Annotated in this window: 20 protein-coding genes; 15 read left to right on the top strand and 5 right to left on the bottom strand. The window is 60.3% G+C overall.

Going from position 1 to position 20,815, the window contains the following annotated elements:
* The first annotated feature begins 46 nt into the window (after positions 1-46).
* The 8 genes from ACRWA7_RS05370 to ACRWA7_RS05335 all read left to right on the top strand — a co-directional run bounded on the left by ACRWA7_RS05370 (position 47) and on the right by ACRWA7_RS05335 (position 9,151).
* Positions 47-1,072, top strand: a complete 1,026-nt coding sequence (locus ACRWA7_RS05370; protein ID WP_060819416.1) for an NAD-dependent epimerase/dehydratase family protein — start codon at positions 47-49, stop codon at positions 1,070-1,072.
* A 17-nt stretch (positions 1,073-1,089) separates the two neighbouring features.
* Entirely contained in the window at positions 1,090-2,022 is a 933-nt protein-coding gene (locus ACRWA7_RS05365) for a polysaccharide deacetylase family protein (protein ID WP_060819417.1), read from the top strand.
* Between the two features lie 43 nt (positions 2,023-2,065).
* Positions 2,066-3,712, top strand: coding sequence for a thiamine pyrophosphate-requiring protein (locus ACRWA7_RS05360; RefSeq protein WP_438390369.1), 1,647 nt, complete (start codon positions 2,066-2,068; stop codon positions 3,710-3,712).
* Between the two features lie 36 nt (positions 3,713-3,748).
* Positions 3,749-5,086 (top strand): dihydroorotase, encoded by a 1,338-nt coding sequence (locus ACRWA7_RS05355; RefSeq protein WP_060819421.1) that lies wholly within the window; start codon positions 3,749-3,751, stop codon positions 5,084-5,086.
* Positions 5,073-5,846, top strand: coding sequence for an SDR family NAD(P)-dependent oxidoreductase (locus ACRWA7_RS05350; protein ID WP_060819423.1), 774 nt, complete (start codon positions 5,073-5,075; stop codon positions 5,844-5,846). Before ACRWA7_RS05355 ends, ACRWA7_RS05350 begins: the two co-directional genes overlap by 14 nt.
* 34 nt (positions 5,847-5,880) lie before the next feature.
* Positions 5,881-6,870 (top strand): LysR family transcriptional regulator, encoded by a 990-nt coding sequence (locus ACRWA7_RS05345; protein WP_438390368.1) that lies wholly within the window; start codon positions 5,881-5,883, stop codon positions 6,868-6,870.
* A gap of 89 nt (positions 6,871-6,959) precedes the next feature.
* A complete protein-coding gene (locus ACRWA7_RS05340) occupies positions 6,960-7,745 on the top strand; it encodes an SDR family oxidoreductase (protein WP_438390367.1) in 786 nt (261 codons plus the stop codon).
* A 242-nt stretch (positions 7,746-7,987) separates the two neighbouring features.
* A complete protein-coding gene (locus ACRWA7_RS05335) occupies positions 7,988-9,151 on the top strand; it encodes a porin (protein ID WP_438390366.1) in 1,164 nt (387 codons plus the stop codon).
* Positions 9,152-9,536: 385 nt separating this feature from the next.
* On the opposite strand, the gene ACRWA7_RS05330 is transcribed toward ACRWA7_RS05335, so the two are convergent.
* The 3 genes from ACRWA7_RS05330 to ACRWA7_RS05320 are packed head-to-tail and all read right to left on the bottom strand — an operon-like array spanning position 9,537 to position 11,364.
* Positions 9,537-10,085, bottom strand: a complete 549-nt coding sequence (locus tag ACRWA7_RS05330; protein WP_438390365.1) for an amino acid ABC transporter permease — start codon at positions 10,083-10,085, stop codon at positions 9,537-9,539.
* A 34-nt stretch (positions 10,086-10,119) separates the two neighbouring features.
* Positions 10,120-10,863 (bottom strand): glutamate ABC transporter substrate-binding protein, encoded by a 744-nt coding sequence (locus ACRWA7_RS05325; protein WP_060819432.1) that lies wholly within the window; start codon positions 10,861-10,863, stop codon positions 10,120-10,122.
* Positions 10,864-10,923: 60 nt separating this feature from the next.
* Entirely contained in the window at positions 10,924-11,364 is a 441-nt protein-coding gene (locus ACRWA7_RS05320) for a hypothetical protein (protein WP_438390364.1), read from the bottom strand.
* 26 nt (positions 11,365-11,390) lie between these two features.
* Here ACRWA7_RS05320 and ACRWA7_RS05315 point away from each other — a divergent pair, with 26 nt between their 5' ends.
* The 7 genes from ACRWA7_RS05315 to ACRWA7_RS05285 all read left to right on the top strand — a co-directional run bounded on the left by ACRWA7_RS05315 (position 11,391) and on the right by ACRWA7_RS05285 (position 18,236).
* Entirely contained in the window at positions 11,391-12,254 is an 864-nt protein-coding gene (locus ACRWA7_RS05315) for an FAS1-like dehydratase domain-containing protein (RefSeq protein ID WP_438390363.1), read from the top strand.
* Positions 12,251-13,510 carry a CoA transferase gene (locus ACRWA7_RS05310; RefSeq protein ID WP_438390362.1) on the top strand — a complete coding sequence of 420 codons (1,260 nt, stop codon included), beginning with the start codon at positions 12,251-12,253 and terminating at the stop codon, positions 13,508-13,510. The genes ACRWA7_RS05315 and ACRWA7_RS05310 overlap by 4 nt, the downstream gene beginning before the upstream one ends.
* A gap of 40 nt (positions 13,511-13,550) precedes the next feature.
* Positions 13,551-14,360 (top strand): HpcH/HpaI aldolase/citrate lyase family protein, encoded by an 810-nt coding sequence (locus tag ACRWA7_RS05305; protein WP_438390361.1) that lies wholly within the window; start codon positions 13,551-13,553, stop codon positions 14,358-14,360.
* Entirely contained in the window at positions 14,344-15,156 is an 813-nt protein-coding gene (locus ACRWA7_RS05300) for an SDR family NAD(P)-dependent oxidoreductase (RefSeq protein ID WP_438390360.1), read from the top strand. The genes ACRWA7_RS05305 and ACRWA7_RS05300 overlap by 17 nt, the downstream gene beginning before the upstream one ends.
* 137 nt (positions 15,157-15,293) lie before the next feature.
* Complete coding sequence (locus ACRWA7_RS05295; protein ID WP_438390359.1) at positions 15,294-16,946, top strand: GMC family oxidoreductase; 1,653 nt, start codon at positions 15,294-15,296, stop codon at positions 16,944-16,946.
* A gap of 89 nt (positions 16,947-17,035) precedes the next feature.
* Positions 17,036-17,401, top strand: a complete 366-nt coding sequence (locus ACRWA7_RS05290; protein ID WP_060819446.1) for an NIPSNAP family protein — start codon at positions 17,036-17,038, stop codon at positions 17,399-17,401.
* 46 nt (positions 17,402-17,447) lie between these two features.
* A complete protein-coding gene (locus ACRWA7_RS05285; protein WP_438390358.1) occupies positions 17,448-18,236 on the top strand; it encodes a 3-hydroxybutyrate dehydrogenase in 789 nt (262 codons plus the stop codon).
* Between the two features lie 43 nt (positions 18,237-18,279).
* Here the strand turns inward: ACRWA7_RS05285 and ACRWA7_RS05280 are convergent, their stop codons facing one another.
* Together ACRWA7_RS05280 and ACRWA7_RS05275 are read right to left on the bottom strand one after the other, a co-directional pair.
* On the bottom strand, positions 18,280-19,416 hold the full coding sequence (locus ACRWA7_RS05280; RefSeq protein ID WP_060819449.1) for a MaoC family dehydratase: 1,137 nt from the start codon (positions 19,414-19,416) through the stop codon (positions 18,280-18,282).
* 139 nt (positions 19,417-19,555) lie between these two features.
* Positions 19,556-20,500: a LysR family transcriptional regulator gene (locus ACRWA7_RS05275; RefSeq protein ID WP_060819451.1), complete on the bottom strand. Its 945-nt coding sequence runs from the start codon at positions 20,498-20,500 to the stop codon at positions 19,556-19,558.
* Between the last annotated feature and the right edge of the window lie 315 nt (positions 20,501-20,815).

Genomic DNA, 20,815 nt, shown 5'->3' with positions numbered 1-20,815 from the left:
CAGGCGCCGCGCGCGCAAAACAACCCCATTTTTGTCAGGCAATGAGATGAACTTGTTGATCACAGGCGGGACTGGCTTCGTCATGAGTGTGGTGGCCCGTGAATGGCTCGACCGCCATCCCGGGCGGCGCGCGGTCATCCTCGATCGTGCGGGTCTGGACACCACGGCGCAGGCCTGGTTCGCGCCGGTGCGCGACCGGCTCACGGTTGTCGAGGCAGACGTTCGCGATCCGGCAGGCTGGACGGCCGAGCTCGATCTCCACGACATCTCGGCGGTCGTGCACGGGGCGACGGTCACGCCGATCTCGCGTGGCAGCGCCGAGGAAGCAGCACGCCTGCCGCCCGAAGCGCAGACGCCGCTACGCATTGTCGATGTCAACCTGATGGGCACTGTGCAGGTGCTGGAATGGGCGCGGCGGAATCCCGCGCTCAAGCGGTTCATCTACATCAGTTCCGGGTCGGTCTACCGTCATAACGGTCCCGACTGGTCGGACGAGCCGCTGCCAGAGGACGGCTATGTCGCGCCGCTCACGCTGTACGGCATTTCCAAATTTGCCTCGGAGATGATCGTCAATCGCTACGCGGACCTGTTCGGAATGTCGGTGGCGTCGGTGCGGCTCTCGTCCATCTACGGGCCGATGGATCGGGCAACCGGAAGCCGCAATTTCCGCCATGTCCCAAACCGGATCGCGCAGATGGCGCTGGACGGCGAAGTGATCAAGCCGAACAACCTCGCTCCGGTCGGGGACTACCTGCATTCCGTCGATGCCGCCCGCGCGATTCTCGCGCTCGCGGAGGCCTCGCGGCTGCGTTACCGGCATTACAACGTCGCGAGCGGAGTGACGGCGACTATCGGCGAGATCATTGGCTGGGCCGCGGATCGCGTGCCTGGCGTTCGCTACGAAGTGACGGATGAAAGCGGGGCGAATGTCATTCAGGATCCCGCGCTTGCAACCGGCATGTGGGGCGCTTATGACATTGCCCGGATCGAGCGTGACACGGACTGGCGCCCGCGCGAAGGGCGTGACGCCTTTCACGACTATATGGACTGGCTCGCCGCCAGCCGTTCCTGAACGAGAGACCTGTATTCATGACCGACACTCAAACGCAAGGCCCGGCGCGGGACTTTATTGGCTACGGCGCAAGGCCGCCGTTCGTGACCTGGCCGAACGGCGCCAAAGTCGCGATCAATCTCGTGCTGGTGTACGAAGAGGGTTCCGAATATTCATGGCTGGAGGACGGCCGCAACGACAACTGGGGTGAGTACAACCTCAGCGCGAGCCCGAACCTGAGAGATCTTGGCACGGAGACGCACTTCGAATACGGCAGCCGCGCCGGCGTGTGGCGGCTTGCCAGATTGTTCGACCGTTACCGGATTTCCGTCACCGTGTCCGCCTGTGCGGTCGCGCTGCACTGCAATCCCGAAGTCGCGGCGTGGATGAAAGACCGCGGGCACGATCTTCTCGGTCACGGTTTGCGCTGGACCGACTATCCCGGCATGAGCCGCGAAGAAGAAGGGCGGCAATTGCGCGAGGCAATCGACCTTTATCGTGAAGTACTCGGTGTGCATCCGCCGGGCTGGAACTGCCGGTCGTTTCCTAGCGTGAATACGCGTGACCTGATTATTGAATCGGGCGGCTTTCTGTACTACTCCGACCCGTGCAACGACGATATTCCGTATTTCGTCAAACATGATGGTGGCGAGTTGCTGGTCGTCCCGTATTCGAAGACGCTGAACGACAGCCGTTATCTGATGGCGCCGGGCTATGGCAATCCGCGCGATTTTGCGGAGGACTGCCGCTGCGCGATCGATTATCTGATCGACGAAGCCGGTGAAGCCGGCGGCAAGATGCTGACCATCGCGGTGCATGCGCGCTGGAGCGGGCAGCCCAATCGCGCGTCAGGCGTGAAGGAGGTGATCGAACACGTCGCGCGTTCACGGGGACAAGCCGTCTTCATGCGTCGCGAGGACATCGCGCGCCACTGGCTTGCCAACCACGCGCTGTTTCGCAAGGGAGCCTGAACGTGACGGTGCCAGCAATGCGGTGGACGTACCGGAGCGCGCAATGAAGGGAGCGCAAACGGTAGCCGCGATCCTCAAGCAGCAGGGTATGAAACACATTATCGGCTTCCCGAGCAGCGGGTTGTTCGATGCGGCAGCGGAACTCGATATTCCGCCGGTGATCGCGCGCACGCCGCGCGTCGCCGTCAATATTGCGGAGGGACACGCGCGGACCACGACCACCGACGACCTGACAGTCGTCACCGTTCAATACGGACCCGGCGCCGAAGCGGCGTTCGCCGGCGTGGCGCAGGCATGGAACGACCGCGCGCCGGTGCTGTTCTTGCCGACGGGTTATCCGCGAGGGGCGGAGGCGGTGGCGCCGAACTTCGAAGCGCGCCGTAATTTCGCGCACATCACCAAATGGTGCGAGTCGGTCGTGCGTGCTGAAGACCTGCCGCAACTGCTGCATAGCGCTATCTGGCGGGTGCGCAATGGGCCGCCCGCGCCCGTGCTGCTCGAATTTCCCGTGGACCTGCTGGAGCAGGAATGCGGCGCCGGCGCATCCGATCAAGCGCGTGTGCGCCGCGCGCGGCCGCAAGCCGATGCCACTGAAATCGACGAGATCGTGGACGCGTTGCTGGGGGCCCGGCATCCCGTGATTCTGGCCGGGCAGGGCGTGCTCGCCGCCCATGCAACGCAGGAACTCACCGAATTCGCGGAGCTCACGGATATCCCGGTGATGACCACGCCGAACGCAAAGAGTGCGATGTCCGAGCGTCATCCGCTCGCGCTCGGCACGGCGGGGCGCGCACGTCCGGCCACGGTGGACCGTTTTATCGAACGGGCCGACGTGATTCTCGCGCTTGGCAGCAGTCTCACGCGGTCGTACTACATCCGGCCGGTGCCGGCGAATAAGCGCGTTTTGCAGATCAGCATCGATCCGGACGATCTCGGCAAGGATTATCCGGTCGCGCTCGGCGTGGTCGGCGATTGCCGCTCCGTGCTGCGCCAATTGCTGGCGCGCGTTCGCGATGACCCAGCGGCATGGGCCGGACGCACCGGAGTGGGCGGCGACCTGACGCGCGAGATTGCATCGTGCCGGCGCACGTTCATGGACGAGTGGATGCCGCTTCTGAATGCAGGCGGCATTCCGATTTCCCCGTACCGGCTGGTGTGGGAAATCATGGAAGTACTCGAACGCGAAAAAGTCATCGTGACTCACGACGCCGGCAATCCGCGCGACCAGTTCAGTCCGTTTTACGACGTCACCGAGCCTCGCGGGTATCTAGGATGGGGCAAGACCACGCAACTCGGCAGCAGTCTCGGTTTTGCGATGGGCGCAAAACTGGCGCGGCCGGACGCCACGGTCGCGGCCGTCATGGGCGAGTCCGCGTTCGGCATGGTCGGCATCGATTTTGAAACGGCGGTGCGCTGCAAGCTGCCAGTCCTCGTCATTGTGTTGCGCAATCACGTACTGGGTGGCTACGCCGCCAGCATGCCGGTGGCGACGAAGAAGTATCAGGCCAATCGCGTGTCGGGAGAATATGCACCCATTGCACAAGCGCTCGGAGGCCATGGCGAATGCGTCGTCGACCCGCGCGCGTTACGCGACGCGTTGCGGCGCTGCGTCGCGACGGTGAGGGACGGCCGCGCGGCCTTGCTCGAAGTGGTGACGCATGAAGAAAGTCGATTGGCGGGGCTCTGCTGATGAACCGCCTGTTGGAGAATCATTGGGAGAACCAACGTGTTTGATCTGGTGTTGCGCGGTGCGGCCATTGTCGAGTCGAGCGGAACGGTGTGCGCCGATCTGTGCGTGACCGACGGCCGCGTGGCCGCGCTGCTCGATCCGGAAACGCCGGCGGCCGCGAAGGCCGTGCGCCGGGTAGATGGCTGCTACCTGCTTCCAGGTCTGGTCGACGCGCACGTGCATCTGCGCGATCCCGGCTTGACGCACAAGGAAGATTTCGAGTCAGGCACGCGGGCGGCGGCGGCGGGTGGCGTCACGACGCTGCTGGACATGCCAACGGACGATCCCTGGACCGACAGCGTCGGCACATTCGTCGACAAGCAACGCCTTGCACACGGGCGATTGCACGTCGATGTCGGCTTGCAGGTCGCGTTGCGCCGCGACGCAAGCGACCTGCAGGCGATCCGCGCGCTGGGTCCGGTGTCGTTTGAAATCTTCACGGCCGACGTTCCCGCTGCTTATCTGCATGACACGCAGGCGTTGTTGATGCGCGCGCTTGAGTTGGTGAAGCCGCTGGACACGCTGGCTTGCGTGTCGCCCGGCGACCAGTCGATATTGAACTCCGTGGCGAAAGGCGGAATCGATGCGTTTCTCGCAAGCCGGCCTCCGCTTGCGGAAGCGACCGGTATCGCGAAGATCATCCTGGCCGCTGCTGAAGCGCGGACGCCCGTTCACGTGAGGCAGACCAATTCGGCGCTCGGCATTGCAACGTACCGGCGCATGCGTGGGCTTGCGGATGTCAGTATCGAAACGACTCCTCAATGCCTGCTGTTCACAGCAGGCGACTACGCAACGCAAGGCGCCGACCTGAAGGCGTCGCCACCGGCGCGCGCCCCGGAAGATCGCGACGCGCTGCTGGCCGCATTGCGCGACGGGATGATTGATATGGTGGCAACCGATCACGCGCCGCATACGCGTGCGGAAAAGGCCGCGGTCTACGAAAGCTTCGCGGACATTCCCGGCGGCATGCCCGGTGTGCAGACGTTGCTCGCCACAATGCTGCATTTCGTCGCGAGCGGCGACATCGATCTGCCCGCGCTGGTTCGCATGTGCTCGACCAATCCCGCGCGGCGTTTCGGCATTGGCAACCGGAAGGGTTCGCTCGCACGCGGGCACGACGCGGACATTCTGGTGCTCGACCCGCGGCTCGACACGCATATTGCCCACGCGGATCAGTTGTCGCGTGCCGGCTACACCCCATTCGATGGAATGCGCGTGCCCGGCCGGCTGACGGCTGTGTATCTGCGCGGCATGTTGATGCATGAACATGGGCGGACCGCGGCAATGGAGCCGGCAGGCAAGGTTATAGGAGCGTCGAAACATGGGCTTGCTTGAAAACAAGGTGGCGGTCGTGACGGGCGCGAGTTCCGGGCTCGGCCGTGCAATCGCCATCCGTTACGCCGCAGAGGGCGCGCGCGTGGTGCTCGCCGACGTGCGAGACGCGCCGATAGAAGGCGGCGAGGCAACGCAGGCCGCCATAGAGCGCGCGGGCGGAATTGCGATCAGCGTGCCCACCGACGTGTCCCGCTGGGACGAGGTCGACCGGCTTGTCGCCATCGCGGTGGAGCGTTATGACCGTCTCGACGTGATGGTCAACAACGCCGCGATCTATACCAGCACGAACCTCGTCGAGACCAGCCAGACGCAATGGGAACAGGTCGTACAGGTGAATCTGACGGGCATGTTCAACGGTTGCAAGCGAGCGGTTCAGCAGATGCTCACACAGGAGCCCGCCGACGAAGTGCGTGGACGTATCGTCAATATATCGTCGCAGCACGGCATGGTGGCCTCACCCGGCGACTTCCCCTACGGCGTCACCAAAGGCGGGACGGTGCAGTTGACACGGCAGGTCGCCGTCGATCATGCGCGCGACCTGATTGTCTGCAATGCCGTTGCGCCGGGAAAGATCGTGACTGGCAAGCCCGGCGCGGCCAACGATCCGCGTGCGCTGGAATATTCGCATCAACGCACCCCCTGGCCCCGTCTGGGGCGTCCGGAAGACGTTGCCGGCGCCGCGTTGTTTCTTGCCAGTCCGCTCGCGAGTTTTGTCACCGGCATCAATCTGATGGTCGATGGTGGCTGGATGGCGGGCTAGGCAGCCGGTTTATCTGTTTAGGGGGTAGCAGGACATGAACCAACTCTCCGCCATGCGCATGTTCGGGAAGGTCGCCGAGACGCTTAGCTTCACCATTGCTGCAAAGGAATTGCGGGTTTCGGTCGCCATGGTGACTCGCAGTGTGGCAACGTTGGAAAGCTATCTCAATCTGCGACTGCTGAACCGCACAACCCGGAGTGTGTCGCTCACCGAGGCGGGGCACGAATACTGGCAGGGCTGCCGCGAGGTATTGCGCAACCTCGATACGCTCGAGGCCAACGTCTGTTCGGCAGCACGCGAGGCGGGAGGCTCATTGAAGGTGGCGGCGCACGAATCGTTCGCTGCTGCCGAGTTGAGCGACCTGATCAGCAAGTTCCGTGAGAACGAGCCGCGCGTGGATTTCGAACTCACCGTTTTTGCGTCGACGCAGGATCTCACGGTCGGCAGTTACGACGCGTGTTTCGTCGCCGAACGGCGGTTGCGCAATTCGTCTCTGGTATGCCGTCCGCTCATCAGGCTGCGGGACACGATCGTGGCGTCGCCTGCCTATCTCGCCCAGAGAGAGGCGCCGGTCCAACCCGCGGATCTCGCCAGGCATGACGTACTCACGACCTCCGATCCGTGTGTGCGATCGTGGGAATTCGGCGATGCATACGGAGCCCAGCGCGTACTCCTGCGGCCGGTTCTCAGTTCGTCAAACCTGCTGACCTTGATCCGGGCGGCAAAAGCCGGATTGGGCATCGCTCGCTTGCCGGCGTCGCTGGTCGCCGCCGAGATTCAGGAAGGTTCGCTGATACCGCTTCTTGAAGACTTCGAACTTGAGAGCGGCGTGCGCACGCTTTGGATGCTCTATTCGGGGCACCGTTACATGACGCCGCGCGTGCGGCGGTTTATCGATTTTTCAGTGGCGCATTACCGGCGAGACACGCCGCGTCTCGAGCGCTTGCTGCTCAATCCAGACGTGCAGTCCGACCGTGCGGACACGATGACCGGCCGCCGTTTTTACGGATGCAATCCGCACTGACGAGCCGCGCCGGTTCAGATTCACATCATCGGCCCGCGGGCTGCTTTTCAACCTAACCCGGCACGGTTGCCGGACACAACGGATAGAACATGAATCTCGGAATCAGGAACAAGATTGCGCTGGTAACCGGCGCGGGCGGGGGCCTGGGCAGCGCTATTGCGCTGGCTCTGGCCCACGAAGGCGCGAACGTCGTGGTGGCGGACATCAATCCGGCCGCACTTGAAGCGGTTGCCAACGCCGTGCGCGAGGCCGGCGCGCAGGTCTTGCCGCTGGAATGGGATCTCGGTGACTTGTCTGTCATTGACGCGCGTGTCAGTGCGATCGAGCGACGCTTCGGCACGGTCGATATTCTGATCAACAACACGGGCGGCCCGCCGCCAACGCCCGCGTCCGGTCAGCCCGCGGATCTATGGGAACGCCACTTCCGGTCGATGGTGCTTTCCGTCATTGGCATGACGGATCGTGTGCTGCCCGGCATGAAGGCGAAACAATGGGGGCGCGTGGTGACGAGTGCGTCGTCGGGCGTTGTGGCGCCGATTGCCGGCCTGGCCGTTTCAAACGCATTGCGCATGTCGCTGGTCGGCTGGTCGAAGACGCTTGCCCGCGAAGTCGGCCGTGACGGCATCACGGCGAATCTCGTGGTGCCGGGCCGCATTGGCACCGACCGCATCCGTTTTCTCGACGAGGCGAAAGCGAAGCGTGAAGGACGTACCGCCGAAGAAGTCTCAGCGGAAAGCACGGATTCGATTCCGCTCGGACGCTATGGTCGTCCTGAAGAGTACGCGCAGGCAGTTGCATTTCTTGCCAGCGAGGCAGCGTCTTACGTGACCGGTTCGATCATGCGGGTGGATGGCGGGCTTATTGCAAGCGTGTAAGGCCTGACACCGCGGAGAGATTCGCGGTGCGTCGAGTTTAGTTAGCATTACAGATTGGTTGAAAAAATCTGGAACGTTGTTTAACAGCAGGACTGTGGATCATGGGCAACGAATTTCCGTCAATACTGTATTTCACGGGGACATTATTTCCTCCAACTTAGTCTTGCGTTGTCTTCGAATTTTTCGGAGCACAAGAGGAGGCCGGAAAGCCAAGTCAATCTTTTTACAGGGGCAGTCAAACAATGAAACAAAAGACACAGAACATGCTTCTCGCGCTGGCGGTCACAGGTGTTGTCGCCGTGCCCATGCACGCGTCGGCGCAAAGCAGCGTGACGCTCTATGGTGCTATCGACGAAGGGTTGCAATACACGAGTAACGTCAAGGGGAAAAGCAATGTTGAAACCACGTCTGGCCAGGATTCCGGCGACCGGTGGGGCCTCAAGGGAACCGAGGATCTGGGCGGCGGGCTGAAGGCCCTGTTCCAGATCGAAAACGGCTTCAACCTGAATACCGGCGCTCTCGGCAACGGTGGCCGGGTTTTTGGCCGCCAGGCATATGTGGGCGTTCAGTCGGACAGGATTGGCACGGTCACGTTGGGCCGCCAGTACGATCCGCTGGTCGACCTTCTCGGTCCGCTCACCGCCAATGGCAACTGGGCCGGCAGCTTGCTTTCGCACGTCTACGACAACGACAATACCGACAACTCGATCCGGGTGAGCAACTCGGTGAAATTCGTTAGCAACAAATACGCGGGCTTCACGTTCGAAGGCATGTATGCGTTCAGCAACGCGGCCGGCAGTTTTGCGGATAACCGTCTTTATGGGCTGGCCGGGCAGTATGCGAACGGTCCCGTCACGATTGCGGGCGCTTATCTCCAAGTCAACGGAAACGCAACGACGAATGCCGGTGGCGCGGTTTCTTCCGCCGACACCGACTTCAGCGCCACGCGCAATCAGATCTTCGGCGGCGGCATCAACTATGCACTGACGTCGGCGGCCACGGTCGGATTCATTTACACGCACACGAATCTGACTAACGTGACCGGGAGCGAGTACTTCGGCAATCTCGCGAACGCGGCCAACTCGCTGAGATTCAACAACTTCGAGGTCAATGCCAGGTATCAGTTTACGCCGGTGTTTTATGCAGGCCTGATGTACACCTACACATTGGCCCACTATGACAGCAACGCTGGTCAGGCCCGGCCGCACTGGGGTAATGTCGGCGGGATGATCGACTACAACCTGACCAAGCGCACGGACGTGTACATGCAGGTTGCGTACCAGCGTGCGTCGCATACGGACGGTGTTGCCGCGCCTCTAGGGCAGGCAGTGCTGGTCGGCACGGATACGCCTTCGTCGGGTCTCAATCAAACTGCGGTGCTGGTGTCGTTCCGGCATCTCTTCTAACAGGAATCCGTGCAGCGATCCTGGTGCTAGAGAGAGCGACAGGATCGCAGTCCTCTCCATTGACTCCGTTACGCAAAACTAAAAGACCATCCGATGGGGAACTCCGCTTTTGACGACGCTTCAGCAGGCCCGCCTCTGATAGGTTCCGGCCCGGTTCGCTCTCCGAGGCCGCCCCGGTCGGCCCGGCAAAAAGCGGTGCGTCCGATGACAACGGGCCCGTGCCGCCAACGTATGAATACACCACACTCATCGGTTTGCTGGCGAGCTACGCGGGTTTAATCGTGGGTAATGGCTTGCTGAGCACGTTGGTTCGGGTCCGGATGGTCAATTCGGGTGTTTCCCGGTTGTCTTCCATGCACTACTGGCTTCGTCGATCTGATTCCAATTACATCTGATGGAAATGGTCGTTGGCGAACTGCTCAGTGACTGTCAGAAGTTCCGCTACACCGAACGCGGACGCGATAGCCGTGCTCTTCACAAGCGCGATGAAAACGTTGATCAGCGGCGGGATCACGGTGCGCAATGCCTGCGGCAGCACAACCAGACGCAACGCACCAAAGAATGTCAGGCCAATGGAGCGCGCTGCTTCCGCTTGCCCAATTGCGACGCGGTTGCAACCGGCTCGAATGGCTTCGGCGAAGAAGGCCGTGTAGTACACCGACAGGGCGATCACGGCAAAAATGAAATAGGACAGCGACACGCCAAGCGAGGGCAACATAAACACCACGAAAAAAAACTGAATGGTGAGCGGTGTATTCCGAATAATCTCCACATAAACGATGCCAAGCGTCCGTAACGTTGGCACCGGATAAATATGCATCACTGCTACGAGCAGGCCGCCGGCAATCGACAGCACGCCTGCGATCGCCGTCATCGAGAGCGTGACGGCAACGCCTCCAAAGAAGACATTCAAATGCGCAAAGACTGTCGGCATGTGCAGAGCTTTTTAGCAGGATGGGAAAGGTTGCTCAGGTGCAAGGGTCGAATTCAGGCAATTTCCACGGCGTGTTCAGGTATTTACCGACCGATCCGTCATAGGCGGCCTTATAAGTGCCAGCCGTTCCCGCATCCCTAAGCGCACCGTCGATAAATTTGCAAAATTCGACGTCGCCCTTTTTGATGCCGATGCCCGAACGTTCCACTGTCAGGTGCTTGCCGACCAGTTCGAACTGGTCCGGCTCTTTCGCAACGTAGCCCAGTTCAACTGCCGCACCGATAACCGCGCCGTCGACGGAACCCTTTTTTATGGCCTCGCCGCATTTGGAGAAATCGTCGAAGGCGATCACGCGTGCCTTCGGGAAGCGGGTGTCCAGGGTCGTACGGCCCTCGCTGCCGTTCAGGACACAGATTTTCTTGCCGTCCATGTCTTCAGGCTGGTGGATCCCGGCTGGTTTACCCTTCTTGATCATGATGTCCTGCCCGTGGATCAAGTACGGCCCGGCAAAGCTGATTGCTTTGCGGCGTTCATCCGTGATGGCCAGCGTCGTGATCACCATGTCCGCCTTGCCTTGCTGGATGAATGGGACACGATTAGCGGATACCGTTTCCACCCATTCGATCTGAGCGGGCTTGAGTCCGAGCTTCGCGGCTATGATCATGCCGATGTCCACGTCGAAACTGACCGGCCGCCCGCTCAGATTGCGCAGTCCGAATAGAGGCTGATCAAACTTGGTTCCAATGCGGATCTTTCCCGATTTGACGATGTTCTCCATCGCCGAGCCAGGCGGATAGGCCTGTTGTGCATAAGGGTTCCCATTGCTAGTCTTAGCGTCTCATTTGCCGGTCCAGGCGTGTGTCCGATGATCCGTTGATGTCCCAATGAAGCCAAGAAGCGTTAGATCTGCTTGCGGATAATCGTGCAGCATAGTACTGCCGGGTCTCGTATACCCCAGGACCTTGCCCTCGGGATATTGGCTGCGCTCGTCGGCAATGATCGCTATTTCACCGCCGCCGATTGTTATATCAGTCTGGAGGAAGGACAAATTGTTGAGGAAGCTGCAGGTGCTTGCAAGTGCGTGAAGTTTTCGCGCAGCCGCGTTCCGCCCGTTTCCGCTGCTGCTCAACGTAGGAACCGCGATGGGAATGCTGAGAATCCAGGGCTTCAAGAAGACGATGAAGGCGAAGTGGATGGCGGGTGCATGAGCAAAAACAGCATAATCCGCAAGATAATTGTGTTTGTCAGGTTCAAGCCGCCCCCTTAATCTTGCTCGCATGGCAACGACGAATAGGGCATAGGGACATGGACGAAGATTCGTTGAGCGGCTGGATTGGAACCTCGGAGGTGCTGACCGATTCGCTGGACTCCGTTCGTTTCAACGCGGCTGCAGCAACGCTCTTGACCGATGCTTCCAACCCGCTGGATGCCAGTAACTTGCCACCGCTATGGCATTGGATGTATTTCTGGTCGCCCGCGGCGCACGATGCGCTGGGTGACGATGGCCATCCGAAGAAGGGCGGCTTCTTGCCGCCAGTGAAATTGCCGCGCCGCATGTGGGCCGGCGGCAAGCTGGTTTTCAGGGGCACGCCCGTTATCGGCGATACGCTGACGCGGACTTCGACCGTGACCGCTATTCGAGAAGCCACCGGCAGGTCCGGGCCGCTGGTGTTTGTCACGGTCAGGCATCAATACACGCGTGACGACGTGCTTCTTATCGAAGAGTATCAGGATATTGTGTATCGCGGTCGGCAAGGAATGGCGTCCGCGGCGTCTCAACCAAAAGAGGCGCCGAGCGACCATGCATGGAGCAGCAGCTTCACGCCCGACACGACACTTCTTTTCCGCTATAGCGCGCTGACATTCAACGGACATCGCATTCACTACGATCGCGATTATGCGATCTGTGAGGAAGGTTATGCCGGCCTTGTCGTGCAGGGACCACTTGTTGCGACCCTGCTCGCCGGCTTCGCGCAACGACACCTGCAAATGCCGCTATCGAGCTTTGCGTTCAGGGGTATCCGGCCGCTCATGGACGGGGCTCCCGTGATGTTGTGCGGAAAGCCAGCGGTTGATGGATCCGGCGCGCATCTATGGACGCGCGACGCGCACGGATTCGTCACGATGGAAGCGACCGCGACGGTCGGACATTTGAACTCCCAATCATGAGTTATCCATTTCTTAACGAGGTCCGGGTCATCGAAAGCTCGGCGTTCATTGCGGCGCCGCTGGCGGGGTTGACATTGTCTCAGTTTGGCGCGGACGTGATCCGGATCGATATGATCGGCGGGGGTATCGACTATGCGCGCATGCCCTTGGCACCGTCGGGACGCAGCCTCTACTGGACCGGCCTGAACAAGGAGAAGAGATCCATTGCGATCGATATTCGCCAGCCTCGCGGTCGTGAGCTCGTCCAGCAACTGGTTACGGCACCCGGCAATGACGGAGGAATCTTGCTGACCAACGTGGGCGTTCCATGGCTCAGTCATGCGACGCTCGCGGCGCAGCGCGATGATTTAATCAGTTGTACGATACAAGGTAACTTCGACGGCTCAACGGCGGTGGATTACACGGTCAATTGCGCAACGGGATATCCATTCGTCCAAGGTCACCGCGAACATCCAGCGAGCCACGCGCATCCGACGCCAGTGAACAGCACGTTCCCCGCATGGGACGCATGCTGCGCATACCAGGCCGCGCTGGCGGTGACATGCGCCGTGATGGCGCGCCGCGCGACAGGTGCAGGTTCTGAGCTGAAAATTGCGCTCTCCGACGTCGCGTTCTCGATGCTTTCTCATCTCGGCATCATGACCGAAGCCGAAGTGCTCGGACGCGAGCGCGAACCCATTGGCAACTTCATTTATGGCGCCTTTGGCCGGGACTTTGTGACGCGCGACGGCAAGCGGCTGATGATTGCGGGCATATCGGCGGGGCAATGGAAAGCACTGGTCGAGGCTTGCGAACTCGCCGGTCCGATTGCGGAACTATCCGCGCGGCTGGACAAGGACCTGAATAAGGAATCGCATCGATACGAAGCGCGTGAAGCCATCGCGGTGCTTATCGAGCGGTGGTTCGCTGCGCGCTCCTACAACGAGATCGAACAACGTTTCAATGCATCGCGTGTGTGCTGGGGACCGTACCGCAGCGTCTGCGAACTGTTGCGTGACGACAATCGCGTCGGTGCCAACAATCCGCTGTATCAGCGCGTCAGCACGGAGGGCGTTGGTGAACACTGGGCCGCTGGCACGCCCGTGCGCGCCGAAGGAGTGGCTCGTAGCGAAGTGCGTCCTGCGGCGCTGCTCGGGCAGCATACGGACGAGGTGCTGAGTAGCGTGCTCGGCTTGGATAGCGCAGCCGTGGGCAAGCTTCACGATGCCGGTATTGTCGCCGGTCCCAAGTCGGATCCAACCGTTCTCCATCGATAATCCCACGATGTCCTCATTTCCATCTCCAAGCCGTGGGACCATGGACGCCATGCTCATTCGCTCCTATCTCTTTGTTCCCGCGACGCATCCCGCGCGTTTCGCCAAGGCAGCGGCCTCGGGGGCGGACGCCGTCATCATCGATCTGGAAGATGCCGTGTCCCCCGACGCGAAAGACGATGCCCGCAATGCCGCCTGTGCGTTCTTCGATGCCGGCGGTCATGCGCTGCTGCGCGTGAACGCTGCGGACACCGCGTGGTTTGCGCAGGACATGGCGTTATGCGCATCGGCGGGCGTGACGGGCATTGTATTGCCGAAAGCCGAGGGCGCGCGTGAACTCGACGCCGTTCGAAACGCGTTGCACGAAGCCAAACCTGTCCTGCCGATCATCGAGACCGCTGCGGGGATTGCGAATGCAGGAAGCATCGCCGCAGACCCGCAGACGGTGCGGCTGCTCTTCGGCACGGTCGATTTTTGTCTCGACCTGAACGTGCAAGGAGACGGCGAAGAACTGTTGTTCTATCGATCACAGCTTGTGCTTGCCTCGCGGCTTGGCGGCATAGACATGCCTGTCGATGGCCCCGCCCTATCCATTCACGAGCCTGAGGCATTGCAGCGCGCTTGCGAACATGCAAGGCGCATTGGGTTTGGCGGCAAACTCTGTATTCATCCCGCGCAAGTGGCCGATGTGAACCGATGCTTCTCTCCATCGGACGCTGAGCTGGAGTGGGCCGCGCGTGTAGTGGATCGGGCGGGCAGCGGCGCTGGTGCGTTTTCGCTCGATGGAAAGATGGTGGATGCGCCAGTCATAGAACGAGCCGCGAGGATACTTAGCCGTGCACGCACCGCATAAAGAAGAATGTCTGGACCATTGCAAGGACCCCATGCGGCAATTCAGGCTGGATGGAAAGGTGGCGCTCGTGACCGGCGCAGGCGAAGGGATTGGCGCCGCGATTGCATTGGCTTTCGCAGAAGCGGGAGCCGACGTGATACTCGTCGCGCGAACCGTGTCGAAGCTCGAAGAGGTAGCGGCTCAGGCACGCAAGGCCGGACCCGGGCGCGTGATGGTCGCGCCGTGCGACGTCACCCACAACGACGCGATGCGCGCGCTGATCGGCACGCTGCCATCGCTTGATATCGCGATCAACAATGCAGGCACCAATTATCCGGGGCCGTTCGTCGACGTTTCGGCGGAGCACCTCGACACCATGCTCACGCTGAACGTACGCTCGTATTTCGTCGTGGCCCAGGCGGCCGTCAAGAAGATGCTGGAAAGCAATACGGCCCGATCCGGGGGGCGCAGCGTCATCAATATCTCCTCGCAAATGGGACATGTCGGTGCGCCCGAGCGCAGCGCCTACTGCATGACCAAGCACGCCGTTGAAGGCTTGACGAAAGCCATGGCGGTCGAGCTTGCGCAGCGCAACATCCGCGTCAACAGCATTGCGCCGACTTTCATCGATACCCCTCTGATTCGCCGTATTGTGGACACGCACGAGAAGCATGTCGCGCTCGTCTCGTGCATACCGCTCGCGCGTCTTGGCTGCGTGGAGGACGTGGCCAGCGCCGCGGTTTATCTGGCGTCGCCGGCTGCCGCCATGATCACCGGGACGTGTCTTGCGACCGACGGAGGGTGGACCGCGCAATGATTCCATGCTGCACGATTGATCGGCTAACCCGAAGAATCGTCAAGACTATTGTGATAGTAGGCGCACGCGTCCGTGCGTAAAGTACGTGCATAGGAAAGTTTTTGTTTGACCGATAAAGAAGGAGCGCAGCAGGCAAGATGACAACGACTAAACAATACGATTACATCATTGTCGGCGCGGGGTCTGCGGGATGTGTGCTGGCGAACCGGTTATCCGCCGATCGCACCACCCGCGTGCTGCTGCTCGAGGCGGGTCCTGCAGACGACAAACTGTGGATTCGCATTCCAGCCGGCATGACACGCCTGATCTCGGACCCGAAGGTGAACTGGCGATATTCCACGTGCAAGGAGCCGGGACTCAATGATCGCGTGCTTGCTTGTCCGCGTGGTAAGACACTGGGCGGTTCAAGCTCAATCAACGGCCTGGTCTACATGCGCGGTCACCCGGACGACTATGATCACTGGCGCGACCTCGGAAATCGCGGCTGGGGTTGGTCCGACGTGCTGCCGCTCTACAAGAAGAGCGAGAGCTACGAAGGCGGCAGCAGTATGTATCACGGTGGTACGGGCGAACTGAGCGTGGAGGACTTGAAATCGCCGCACGAGGCGTCGCGGGCATTCGTTGAAGCCGGGCAACGCATTGGCATCAAGCTGAATCGGGACTTTAGCGGCGCCACGCACGAAGGCATCGGGTTCCTGCAATTGAACCTCCGATCAGGCGTACGCGAATCCGCGGCCACCGCGTTCCTCAACCCCGTCAAGAAGCGCCCGAATCTGGAAATCTGCGTGAACGCGCGCGTGCAGCGTGTGTTGACCGAAGGACGTCGCGCGATCGGGGTATGCTTCACGGCCGATGGCGCCACCCATGAGGCGCGAGCGCACGAAGTCATTTTGTCTGGCGGAGCGATCAACTCGCCCCAGCTTCTCATGCTCTCCGGAATCGGACCTGCCGATCATTTGCGTTCGCTGGGTATTGGCGTTGTGCATGACTTGCCGGGCGTGGGAGAGAACCTCCACGACCACACCTATGTGCATTATCTTGCGCAGGTATCGCCCGAATTTTCAATCAACCGGAAGATCTCCTCGAATTTGAGACTGCTGCCCCACGTGTTGCGTTACATCACAACACGTCAGGGTTTGCTGACGAGCGCGGCCGCGCAGGTTGGCGCATATCTTCGTTCGGACCCGAGCCTGAATCGCCCCGACTTGCAGATGCAGTTCCGTCCGTTCAGCATTCTGGTGCGCAAGGACGGCACGATATCGGCCGAAAACGTCCCTGCGGTCACGGCATCGTGCAGCCAGAGCAGGCCGCAGTCGCGTGGACGTCTTTGGCTCGATTCATCGGACCCGATGGTGGCGCCACAGATCTTGTTCAACTATCTTACGGCGCAAACCGATCGTCAGGTGCTGATGGCAGGAGTGCGGTGGATGCGCAAGGTATTTGCCGCCGAGCCGTTTGCCAGTCATGTCGTGAAAGAAACAGTGCCAGGTCTTGGCGTAAGTTCGGACGAAGATCTGATGGCTTATCTGCGTGCCAATGCGCAGCCGATGTATCACCCGGTCGGAAGCTGCAAGATGGGCCACGACGCCATGGCGGTGGTGGACGACCGTCTGCGCGTACATGGCATTGGAAATCTCCGCGTAGTCGATGCCTCGATCATGCCGAGCATCACATCCGGCAATACCAATGCGCCGACCATCATGATTGCGGAAAAGGCGTCGCAGATGATTCTGGAAGACGCACGGCGCGGGCGCGCCGAGATTCCGGTAAGCGTGTCCGAGCATGCCTGAGCGTAAACGGTCGTTCTGAAATCGATGAATCGGGGAGTCTCTTCGGTTCAAATCAATATAGTTAGTACAACACATAGGATATTCAGATCATGTTTGTTGAAGAAAGAATCTATACAATCATCCCGGGAAAAACGCCTGATTTCCTGAAGCTATACGAGGAAGAGGGCATGGCGATCCAGGCGCGGCATCTTCCCGCCATGGTGGGCTATTACTCGTCAGATATCGGCACGTTGAATCTGATCGTACATTTGTGGGCGTTCGACGACATCAACCAGCGTGTGGCGTTGCGCGCCCAGATGGTCGCCGACCCGGACTGGCAGGACTATCTGAAAAAACTCATGCCACTGATCCTGCATCAGGAATCACGCATCCTGCGTCCCGCCTCATTCTTTGAAGGCAGGCTGCAAACGATTATCGATGCAGGGAAAAAGAAGCTCAATGCACAACCTGCCTGAGCATTGCGGACATGACTTCCGACCCGTTCCTATTTGAATGACTCTCATGAACACGCTGAAAAACAAGGTTGCACTCGTTACGGGCTCGACCAGTGGAATTGGTCTTGGCATTGCGCGATGTCTGGCTGAAGCCGGCACCGACGTCATGCTCAACGGCTTTGGCGACGCCCGCTCCGTCGAATCCCAACGCGCGGAACTGGCTGCGGAGTTTGGTTGCCGCGTAGCTTACAGCGCGGCCAACATGGCCAACGCCGCCGAGGTTCGCGAACTGATCGCGCAATGCACACGCGAGCTCGGGCAGGTGGATATCCTCGTGAATAACGCGGGCATCCAGTTCACGTCGCCAATCGATGAATTTCCCGACGAGAAATGGGACGCCATCATTGCGACCAACCTATCGTCGAATTTTCATTCCATCAAGGCCGTGTTGCCCCAGATGAAAGAGCGCAACTGGGGGCGCATCGTGAATATCGCGTCGGCGCATGCACTGGTGGCCTCGGTCACCAAGTCTGCGTATGCAGCGGCGAAACATGGGGCGATCGGACTAACCAAAGTGGTTGCGCTGGAAACAGCCCGGACCGGCGTTACTTGCAATGCGATTTGCCCGGGCATGATCCTGACGCCGCTGGTACAAAAGCAGATAGACGACTGGGCCGAGCGCGACGGCATATCAAAGGAACGGGCTCAGGAACTGATGATCGCGGAAAAAATCCCGACAGGTCAGTTCCAGACAGCCGCGCAGATTGGCGCGCTGGTCGTGTTTCTGTGCTCCGAAGCGGCGGGACAGGTTCGAGGCGCGGCCATGCCAGTCGATGGCGGATGGACTGTGCAGTAAAGGCCGCGCGCATCGTCGCTCGCAGCCGGTCACGGACGATGCGTCAGCTATGGCGCAGGCGCGCTCCTTGAGCGCGTGGCATCAACACGGTGTAGTCCAGGTCGAGAACAACGCCAGGGTGATAAGCCGGCACGCCGTCGGTCTCTTCAATCGCTCGTTCAACCTTCGAAGGCGAGGTGTTCTTCAGACCAACCAGACGCAAACGAAGCGCTGCGACGTCGGTACGTCCGGGAAGTTTCCATTTGTCTACGACCTCGGAGTAGGCATACAAGGTATCGCCTGCAACGATTGCCGCAACGTGCGTGCCGGCGTTGATCGCAAGAATGGACAGCACGTTTTCCAGGCCATCATACGCGAGCGCGCGGCAAACGGAGATCACGTGGCCCCCGTAGACGAGCCGCCGCCCCACGCGCGAATCCCTCATCGCGAGTGCGTCGAAGTGAGGACGCGCGTTGTTCTGATATAGCCGCGTGGCGAGCATGTGCTCCGCTTCCTCAACGGTCGCGCCCGATGGATGATTGATGCGCTCGCCGACCGCATAGTCCTCCCAGAAATCGAGCGACCCGGTCGTCTCGCCCAGTTCCTGAATCGCTTCGCTCGAGCGCAGGCGTGCATGCGGCAGGAGTTTGTCGGTGGGAACGAACGCCGATAACGCGGGGACGCGATGTTCTTTTGAAGCCGCTTTGCGCGCCGTGTCTTCGGGCGTGGAAGCAGTTTTTCCCTGTACTCGTTTGTGAACCATCACCCATCGCACCCAAGTGATCACCGGATGGTCGTCCTCGCGATATGCAGTAGAGCGGACATACACCACGCCGCTCTTGCCGCTCGAATTCTCTTTCAAGCCGATCACCACGCTTTCGCAGTGCAGCGTGTTGCCGGCATAGACGGGGCACAAAAAACGCGCTTCCGCGTAACCCAGGTTCGCGATTGCGTTCATCGAAATGTCGGGAACTGTCTTGCCAAAAGCGATATTGAAGACGAGCAAGTCGTCGATGGGGCGGCTTGTAAAGCCGAGTTCTTGAGCCGCCGTTGCTGACGAGTGTGTGATGGCGCGGCTGCCCGTGAGCGCGACGTACATGGACGCATCGCCTTCGGTGACGGTACGCGGCGTGCCATGCCGGATGACCTGGTCCAGATGAAAATCCTCGAAGAAATTGCCGCGGCGTTCCTTGTCTGCCATGGTGCCGTTCCTCGCTTGTGGGTGCGTACCCGCGGATGCGGGCCGAATCATGTCGGGTGACTTTAAGCTGAGCGCGGGCTGCGGACAAACGAGGTTATTGCGTTGATTATGCGGTTTTTCCGCTTAACCACGATCCGGTTCATTCCATCGCATAAGCGGGCTTGGCTGTGACCGGGCCGCCGATCAGTTGCTTGAGCAACTGGACAAGCCGTCCGGAAGCGGGTGACAAGCTTCGGCCGCGCGTGGTGATGACCGCGATCTGACGTGCGAGCGGGGGGTTGACGATCCGCAGCACATAGGTGGTGGGATCGGGTTCGGCGGGCAGCGCGATTTCCGGCAGGATGGCCGCGCCGAGGCCCGCATTGGCCATCGATATTAGAGTCTGCGCCTGCGTGAACTGGTAACGGGTCGTGAATGACAGATGCCGCTCGGACATGATCTCCTCAAGCATTGAACGCAAGGCCGTTGCGCGGTTGAGTACCAGCAGCGGCATGTTGGTAAGTGTCGCGAGATCAATGGTCTTGCGGCTTGTCGCGATGAAGCGTTTGGGCACGAGCGCGTAAAACGCGTCGGTCAGAACGGGTTCGAAATGAAACTCCGGAACGTTCACTATAGGGCCGATTCCGAAGTCGACCTCGCGTTTTCGGACGCTGTCGAAGAGCGCTTCGGAAGTCAGCTCGCGCACGAAGATATCGACGCCCGGGTACTCTCGCTCGAACTCCGCGAGCACCGGGGCAAGGCGCGTTTCGGCAATGGTCGGCGAACACGATAACGACACACGTCCGCGCCGGATGTCCGCGAGTTCCTGGATCTTCCGCAAGCCTGAATCGACTTCCAGCAACGCTCGTTGTGCGCACTGCAGCAACTCGTCGCCTTCATCTGTCAGACGCACGCTGCGAGTTGTCCGATGAAACAGGTCCACGCCAAGCTGCAGTTCAAGCTGACGGATTTGAGAACTGATCGCGGACTGAGACTTGAAAGATTTTTCCGCTGCGATTCGGAAACTGCCGTGCTCGCCGACCAGGATAAAAGTCTGCAGGAGCTTGAGGTTGATGTTCTTGAGCGGCTTGATGGAAGGCTTCATTCGACACCAAGGGGAGGGCCGGGAAAACCGCATAATAAGCGCGATAGAACAGAAAGTGTGGACGCAATCGAACACTACAGATTTACCCTTATCTCCTGCGCGCCAAGTCCGCTCGCCAACCGTTTGCTTCGGATCACTGAAAGCCGAGTGGCGTATCGGGGACGTCCTGTCATGACTTCGAGAGCCGCTTGCACCAAGCGTTTGAGACACATTCGAACCCTTGTGAAAGGTGTTTTTATTATGCGGTTGAATCGCATAATAATGAAGATAAATGCGTTTGTCGGGCCCAAGGAGCGGTCGTAAAGTCTGTGTCCA

It is taken from the genome of Caballeronia sp. DA-9, from assembly GCF_051615025.1.
In the GTDB taxonomy this organism is placed as follows: Bacteria; Pseudomonadota; Gammaproteobacteria; order Burkholderiales; family Burkholderiaceae; genus Caballeronia; species Caballeronia sordidicola.
Note: the sequence above shows the minus strand (reverse complement) of the source record. Positions and strands in the feature narration are given on the sequence as shown.

Bases quoted from the DNA above. Each gene is read 5' to 3' on its own strand.
- ACRWA7_RS05325 (WP_060819432.1), bottom strand. From the start codon at position 10,863: ATGGAGAACATCGTCAAATCGGGAAAGATCCGCATTGGAACCAAGTTT.
- ACRWA7_RS05280 (WP_060819449.1), bottom strand. From the start codon at position 19,416: ATGGCAGACAAGGAACGCCGCGGCAATTTCTTCGAGGATTTTCATCTG.
- ACRWA7_RS05360 (WP_438390369.1), top strand. From the start codon at position 2,066: ATGAAGGGAGCGCAAACGGTAGCCGCGATCCTCAAGCAGCAGGGTATG.
- ACRWA7_RS05335 (WP_438390366.1), top strand. From the start codon at position 7,988: ATGAAACAAAAGACACAGAACATGCTTCTCGCGCTGGCGGTCACAGGT.
- ACRWA7_RS05320 (WP_438390364.1), bottom strand. From the start codon at position 11,364: ATGCGAGCAAGATTAAGGGGGCGGCTTGAACCTGACAAACACAATTAT.
- ACRWA7_RS05340 (WP_438390367.1), top strand. From the start codon at position 6,960: ATGAATCTCGGAATCAGGAACAAGATTGCGCTGGTAACCGGCGCGGGC.
- ACRWA7_RS05365 (WP_060819417.1), top strand. From the start codon at position 1,090: ATGACCGACACTCAAACGCAAGGCCCGGCGCGGGACTTTATTGGCTAC.
- ACRWA7_RS05295 (WP_438390359.1), top strand. From the start codon at position 15,294: ATGACAACGACTAAACAATACGATTACATCATTGTCGGCGCGGGGTCT.
- ACRWA7_RS05350 (WP_060819423.1), top strand. From the start codon at position 5,073: ATGGGCTTGCTTGAAAACAAGGTGGCGGTCGTGACGGGCGCGAGTTCC.
- ACRWA7_RS05310 (WP_438390362.1), top strand. From the start codon at position 12,251: ATGAGTTATCCATTTCTTAACGAGGTCCGGGTCATCGAAAGCTCGGCG.
- ACRWA7_RS05290 (WP_060819446.1), top strand. From the start codon at position 17,036: ATGTTTGTTGAAGAAAGAATCTATACAATCATCCCGGGAAAAACGCCT.
- ACRWA7_RS05370 (WP_060819416.1), top strand. From the start codon at position 47: ATGAACTTGTTGATCACAGGCGGGACTGGCTTCGTCATGAGTGTGGTG.
- ACRWA7_RS05345 (WP_438390368.1), top strand. From the start codon at position 5,881: ATGAACCAACTCTCCGCCATGCGCATGTTCGGGAAGGTCGCCGAGACG.
- ACRWA7_RS05305 (WP_438390361.1), top strand. From the start codon at position 13,551: ATGGACGCCATGCTCATTCGCTCCTATCTCTTTGTTCCCGCGACGCAT.
- ACRWA7_RS05330 (WP_438390365.1), bottom strand. From the start codon at position 10,085: ATGCCGACAGTCTTTGCGCATTTGAATGTCTTCTTTGGAGGCGTTGCC.
- ACRWA7_RS05285 (WP_438390358.1), top strand. From the start codon at position 17,448: ATGAACACGCTGAAAAACAAGGTTGCACTCGTTACGGGCTCGACCAGT.
- ACRWA7_RS05275 (WP_060819451.1), bottom strand. From the start codon at position 20,500: ATGAAGCCTTCCATCAAGCCGCTCAAGAACATCAACCTCAAGCTCCTG.
- ACRWA7_RS05315 (WP_438390363.1), top strand. From the start codon at position 11,391: ATGGACGAAGATTCGTTGAGCGGCTGGATTGGAACCTCGGAGGTGCTG.